Below are 3,522 nucleotides of genomic sequence, written 5' to 3' on the forward strand. Positions count from 1 at the left end.
CTGGACAGCCTGCTGCAGCGTTTCACCGAGGATCATCCGGACGTAATCGGCGCCAAGCGTGTGATTGCGCAGCTCGAGGAACAGCGTCGCAGGGAAGCGTCAGCCAAAGCGAAAAACGGGGTTCCCAAAGGCGCGGCGACCTACAGCACGAATCCGGTGTATCGCGAGCTCAAGGTTTCCTTGGCGCGTGAAGAGGCTAACGTTGCGTCACTGCGAACCCGCGCGGCCGAATATGAGGCCCGATACCGGCAACTCAAGGACAAGGCCGCGCTGGTGCCGAGGGTCGAGGCGGAACTGGCCCAACTCAATCGCGACTACGAGATCAACAAGAAGAACTACGAACTGCTCGTATCGCGGCGCGAATCGGCCGAGATCTCCGGCGACATGGAATCGGCGGAAGGTGACAGCATTCGAATCGTCGAACCGCCCAGGGTGTCTCGCCACCCGGTCTTCCCGAATCGCCCGTTGTTGATTCTCGCTGCATTGGCCATGGCGTTGGGAGCAGGTATTGCGGCGAGTTTTCTGCTGACCCGGATCTGGCCGACCTTTGCCGATACCACTACGCTGCGCGAGGTTTCCGGTCTGCCTGTGTTGGGAGGCGTCACGCTGTTCGAGGACGACGGATTTCGCAGGCGGTCGCGTGCCGGGTTGATTGGGTTCGTGACCGGAGTCGGGGCTCTTATCGTGGCCTACGGGGCCTTTCTCGCAACAGTGTTTCTGGCCGTACGTTCTGCATAGGGCGCATTGCGAATGAGCTTCATTGAACGTGCTGCGAAACGGCTTCAGGAGTTGCGTCAGACTTCGGAGTCGCCCTTCGAGCATGCTTCGATGCTCGATGAGAGTGTCAGGGCGCCGGAACCAGTTGCCGAAGCGGTGCCTGCGCCGCGCAGGCATTCGCGCCGGGTCGAAATCGATGTCGAGCGTTTGGGGCGGCTGGGAATGGTTACGCCTCTCGACCCGAAATCGCGGGTTGCGGAGGAATTTCGGGTGATCAAGCGTCCGATCCTGCGCAATGTCGGTGCTAAGGGTGCGGCGCCGGTTGCCGATGCGAATCTGGTCATGGTCACGAGTGCGCTGGCTGGCGAAGGCAAGAGCACGACGTCGGTGAATTTGGCGATGAGCATCGCTATGGAACTGGACCATACGGTGCTACTGGTTGACGCCGATGTTTCGCGCCCCACGGTACCGTCGATGCTTGGCATCTCCGAAGAGCGCGGCTTGCTTGACCTGCTGACCGACGAAACGCTCGACGTGAGCGATGTCTTGCTGCGAACCAATATCGAGAAACTCAGCGTGCTGCCGGCCGGACTCGCTCAGTCGCGGGCGACAGAATTGTTGTCGAGTGTCGCAATGTGCCGCCTGCTGAAGGATCTGGCGACACGCTATTCGGATCGCATCATCATCTTCGATTCGCCGCCGCTGTTGCCGAGCAACGAATCGCGTGCTTTGGCAACTCTGATGGGACAGATTGTCGTAGTTGTGGCGGCCGAATCGACCACGCACGCGGCACTGAAGCAAGCGCTGGCCACGATCGAGACATGCCCGGTCAAGCTGCTGATGCTCAACAAGAGTCGCGTTTCCTCCGGAACCGGTTATGGCAACTACGGCAGCTACGGATATGGGTATGGCAGCCAGAGTGTCTAGGACCAGCGCGCGGGTCTTCGGCGTTTGTGGGGCTGTACGACATTCAGCCAGGGCGCTGCATCGCGTTCCATTCAGCCTTGTCGCCTTCGCTTCGGCGCTCTTTGGTGCTGGAATGAACTCTGGAGCGTTTGCGCAGGCTGTGGTCCCCGTTGGCGGTGTGCAGTCGGTCGAACGACCGAGCGCCCAGACGGGGGCGTCTGCGCCGGATCCCGGTAATGTCGCCGATCCGCGTCGCCCCCCGCGCTTGGCGGACAATTCGGCCGATGTGAACAGCGAGCCCGCCGCGCGGCGCTGGCGCTTCGAACCGCGTGTCGCATTGCGCCAGTCCTGGACCGACAACATCGAACTGAGGGACGACAGCTTCAAAAAGAGTGACTGGGTGACCGAAGTCACCCCGGGTTTCTCGATTGTGGCGAATGGCGCGCGTCTCAAGGGCAACCTCGATTACGCCATAACAGGTTTTCACTATGCGAAGGATTCGAAGCGCAACGATCACCAGAATGCCCTGAACGCCTTCGGGCTGTTTCAGGCGATCGACAACTTTTTCTTCGTCGAGGCACGTGGCCAAATCAGCCAGCAACTGGTCTCCGCTTTTGGTTCCCGGCCGGTATCGAACACGAGCGATACCGGCAATCGGACCGAAACGCGCGTGTTTTCGCTGACACCCTACGTTAAGGGCGAACTCGGATCGGTCGCTGTTTATGATTTGCGTCTGGATGTGGCGAAAAGCCGAACGGAAGACACCCAGGTGTCCGACGGAACGATCCGCACCTGGACCGGCAAGCTCGAAAGCACATCGGACTTGGCCCGCTTCGGCTGGCTGGTGGATTTCAAGGATCAGCGATACGACGTGAAGGACGGGTTCGACAGCGAGTCGCAACTCGCTCGCGGCTCACTGATCTATCACCTCAGCCGGTCGCTGAAGATATTCGTGCGCGCCGGGCGCGAGTCTAACAACTATTCCGGCAACGATCGTTCGGAGACGATTCACGGCGCGGGTGTCGAATGGAACCCGACCGGGCGTACCCAATTTAGCGCCGAGAACGACAAACGCTTTTTCGGGCGCAGCTATCGCTACGCATGGCGGCATCGTGCGCCGTTGAGCTCATGGGGAATCGTCATGAGCAAGGACACGACGAATACAATCGATCAACTCAGGCGCGGATCCGAGAGTACGCCGTTCCAGCGAATGTTCGATCTGCTTGCCGCGGAGTTCCCGGATCCGATTCTCCGAGCGGAGCGCGCCCGCCAGGCACTGATAGATGCCGGCATTTCGCCGGACGCTGGCCCTGACAGCGCATCTCTGGCGAATCAGGTTTTCATGGACAAGCGCATTGAGGGATCGGTGGCGTTGCTTGGTGCCAGAAATACCCTGACGCTGTCTGCGTTTCGCAGCGAACGCAGTGCCGTTTCGCAGTTCGTATCGGGGGGCGAGGATTTCGCCAGAGCGTCCCGCATCAGGGAGAACGGCGCTGCAATAAACTGGAGCAGTACGCTGGGCTCTTTGTCGTCCTTGGTCACATCCGTCGTGTGGAACCGCATCGGCGGCAGTGGTTCGGCGACATCGCCCGGGACAAATCAACTGGCATTCAATGTTCAGTTAAACAGGAAACTGAGCCCCAAGACCGGCACGGCGGTGGGATACCGGCACGTCCGTTTCGATTCGGACGGTACCGCGACGGAGGACTACCGCGAGAACGCCATTTTCGCCATGATAGAGCATCGCTTCTGAGCCATGAAGGAAACGATCCGCTTCAGCGAAGAGAACGGTGCGGCCGTCATGGTCGGTGGTGCATCGCGACCGGCTTTCGCAGAACTTGCCGGAAGCATCGTCAATGCGCTGTCGATCGATGTGGAGGATTACTTCCAGGTCGCGGC

General features: G+C 60.2%; 3 protein-coding genes. All 3 read left to right on the plus strand.

Going from position 1 to position 3,522, the window contains the following annotated elements:
- Positions 1-738, plus strand: a 738-nt coding sequence (locus tag JNL55_RS24420; protein WP_293860343.1) for a GNVR domain-containing protein, incomplete at its 5' end; no start/stop codon positions are given.
- 12 nt (positions 739-750) lie between these two features.
- Positions 751-1,644 carry an XrtA-associated tyrosine autokinase gene (locus JNL55_RS24425; RefSeq protein WP_293860346.1) on the plus strand — a complete coding sequence of 298 codons (894 nt, stop codon included), beginning with the start codon at positions 751-753 and terminating at the stop codon, positions 1,642-1,644.
- 112 nt (positions 1,645-1,756) lie between these two features.
- Positions 1,757-3,376 (plus strand): TIGR03016 family PEP-CTERM system-associated outer membrane protein, encoded by a 1,620-nt coding sequence (locus JNL55_RS24430; protein ID WP_293860349.1) that lies wholly within the window; start codon positions 1,757-1,759, stop codon positions 3,374-3,376.
- Positions 3,377-3,522 lie beyond the last annotated feature (146 nt).

Source organism: Steroidobacter sp., assembly GCF_016790065.1.
GTDB lineage: Bacteria > Pseudomonadota > Gammaproteobacteria > Steroidobacterales > Steroidobacteraceae > Steroidobacter.

What these genes read in the sequence shown, in the direction of transcription:
- JNL55_RS24430 (WP_293860349.1), top strand. Translation starts at nt 1,757, where the DNA reads ATGAACTCTGGAGCGTTTGCGCAGGCTGTGGTCCCCGTTGGCGGTGTG.
- JNL55_RS24425 (WP_293860346.1), top strand. Translation starts at nt 751, where the DNA reads ATGAGCTTCATTGAACGTGCTGCGAAACGGCTTCAGGAGTTGCGTCAG.